This is a genomic window from Stenotrophomonas sp. 2YAF22, from assembly GCF_052114665.1.
GTDB classification, from domain to species: Bacteria; Pseudomonadota; Gammaproteobacteria; order Xanthomonadales; family Xanthomonadaceae; genus Stenotrophomonas; species Stenotrophomonas indicatrix.
This window is the reverse complement of sequence record NZ_JBFRFE010000614.1, coordinates 1-2,588: the sequence shown is the minus strand read 5'-3', so window position 1 is coordinate 2,588 and position 2,588 is coordinate 1. Positions and strand designations below refer to the sequence as shown.

Sequence of the window (2,588 nt, the reverse complement as noted above, 5' to 3'; positions counted from 1 at the left end):
GCGCTGTCCTGCGCACACGGCAAGACCGGGGTTGGGCGTCCTGCCCAACCCGCCAGGCGCATGCGCCTGGCCCATGCCGCTGACAGTCCCGGCCAGCCTCACCCACCCGCGCCACCCAACATTCCGCGCGGCGGTGGGGTGAGCAAAGGTAGTAGATCCACGCCATGCGTGGATGCTTTCGGCCTTGGGGTCAGAGCCCTTTGCTGCGCAAAGGGATCCGACCCCAACCCACGAAAAAAGGCAGCCAATGGCTGCCTTTTTGCTCTTGCTTCTGCCTTTGATTCCGCCCTGCCCGTCCGCGCCCGCAGGAAACTGTCGAGAGGCGTGGGCAGGCCGCTGCAGGACCGTTGGCGCCATGGATGGCGCCATCGAGCCCCCAAGGATGGGTTTACGGCGTGTCCTGCAGCGGCCTGCCTGCGCCTCCCCCAGCTATGCAGGAAGGCGCTGCCGGAGCGCTCGAAAAACCCTTACTCCGCCAGCATCGCCGCCAGCTTCTCGCGCGCCGGGCCGGCCAGCTTCGGGTTGTCCAGCGCAAAGCGGATCGTCGCCTCGACCAGCCCCAGATGGGTGCCGCAGTCGAAACGGGTGCCCTCGAAACGATAGGCATCGACCTCGTCGGTCTTCAGCAGTTCGGCGATCGCATCAGTCAGCTGGATCTCGCCACCGGCACCGGTGCGGGTCTGCTCAAGCAGCTCGAAGATCTTCGGGCTCAGCACGTAGCGCCCCACCACCGCCAAGTCACTCGGCGCGTCTTCCGGCTTGGGCTTCTCCACAATCTGCGAGATACGCCCCTTGCGGCCATCGAACGCCTCGGTAGCAACGATGCCGTAACTGGCCGTCTTGTCGTGTGGCACGTCTTCCACGGCGATCACGCTGGCGCCGCTGGCTTCGTTGAGGTCGGCCATCTGCTTCAGTGCACCCGCGCCGCGGTTCCAGATCAGATCATCTGGCAACAGCACGGCGAACGGCTCGTCACCGATGACCGCCTTGGCACACAGCACCGCGTGGCCCAGGCCCAGAGCCTCGGCTTGGGTAACGAAGATCGCGCGCACGCCTTCCGGCAGTACATGGCGGATCAATTCGAGCTGCTCGTGCTTGCCTGCGCGCTCGAGCTTCTGCTCCAGCTCATAAGCCTTGTCGAAATAGTCGGCGACGGCGTGCTTGTAACGGTTGGTGATGAACACCAGGGTGTCACAGCCTGCTTCGATCGCCTCATCCACTGCGTATTGGATCAGCGGCCGATCGATGATCGGCAGCATCTCCTTCGGCACCGTCTTGGTCGCCGGAAGAAAACGCGTGCCCAGACCCGCTACCGGGAATACCGCCTTGCGAATGCGCTTGCTCATTGGTGCCTGTTGGCCTCACGTGCCGGAAAGGGCACAACCTTAGCGGATGAAATGTAAGCATCCTGTTCGATTGGCGAGAATTCCGGCATGGTCGCGAACAGGATTTCCTGGATCGTATCGATGTCGTACCTGGCAATCGCCTCGCGCAGCTTGGGCACGTTGCCCAGCACGATGTCACGCGAGAACGAACGCACGCCGKCTTCCAGGATCTTCGGATGCGCGGTTGGCCGGTAGTCCTCGTCGGAATAGAACAGCGTCTCGTGCAGCTTCTCGCCCGGGCGCATGCCGGTGTAGATGATCGGGATGTCCTTGTAAGGCTGCTTGCCGGCCAGGCGGATCATCTGTTCGGCCAACACCCGGATCGGCACAGGCTCGCCCATGTCCAAGGTGTAGATTGCGCCGTGCGACGCCGACGCGGCCGCCTGCAGGATCAGCTGGCACGCCTCGGGAATCGTCATGAAATAGCGGCTGACCTCCGGGTCTGTCACCGTGACCGGGCCGCCCTTGAGGATCTGCTCGCGGAACAGCGGCACCACGCTGCYGGCCGACGCCAGCACGTTGCCGAAACGCACGGTCACGAAACGGGTGTGCGTGGACTTCTGGTCCAGACTCTGGCAGATCATCTCCGCATAGCGCTTGCTGGCGCCCAGCGCATTGACCGGGTCCACCGCCTTGTCGGTCGAGATGAACACAAAATGCTCGACGTGGGCTTCCAGGCAGGCGCGGGCCACGTTCTCGGTAGCCAGGATGTTGTTGCGCACGGCTTCACGCAGCTGACGCTCCAGCACCGGCACGTGCTTGTAGGCAGCCGCATGGAAGGCGGTGTCGACCGGGTGCAGCGACAGCGCGTGGCGGATCACCGCAGGATCACCACAGTCACCGAGCACCGCTTCGATCTCGACATCGGGGAAGCTGCGGCGCAGCTCGCCTTCGATGGTCAACAGCAGCAGCTCGCTGATCTCAAGCAGCACGATACGACCCGCACCGTGGCGCGCACACTGGCGGCACAGCTCGGATCCGATCGAGCCACCGGCGCCGGTCACCATCACCGTGCGCCCGCCCAACCAGCCGCGGATGAGGTTCCAGTCCGGCATGATCGGCTTGCGCCCGAGCAGATCTTCGATCGCCACTTCCTTCAACTGGCCCGGCAGCGACTGTCCCTGCAGGATGTCGCTGAGCTTGGGCACCGTGCGGAACGGAATGCCGGTGCTCTCGCAGATGGCCACCACGCGCTGCATGCGG

At 64.3% G+C, this 2,588-nt stretch carries 2 protein-coding genes; both read right to left on the bottom strand.

All coding sequences use genetic code 11. The annotated features are described in order from the left end of the window. Window positions 1–467 precede the first annotated feature (467 nt). Window positions 468–1,346 (bottom strand): UTP--glucose-1-phosphate uridylyltransferase GalU, encoded by an 879-nt coding sequence (gene galU, locus AB4Y84_RS18935; RefSeq protein ID WP_025875017.1) that lies wholly within the window; start codon window positions 1,344–1,346, stop codon window positions 468–470. Next, a partial coding sequence (locus AB4Y84_RS18930) for a UDP-N-acetylglucosamine 4,6-dehydratase family protein (protein WP_442250656.1) occupies window positions 1,343–2,588 on the bottom strand: 1,246 nt, incomplete at its 5' end. The genes AB4Y84_RS18930 and galU, both read right to left, overlap by 4 nt.

Excerpts from the sequence above, each read along its gene's own strand:
- galU (WP_025875017.1), bottom strand. The coding sequence starts at position 1,346 with ATGAGCAAGCGCATTCGCAAGGCGGTATTCCCGGTAGCGGGTCTGGGC.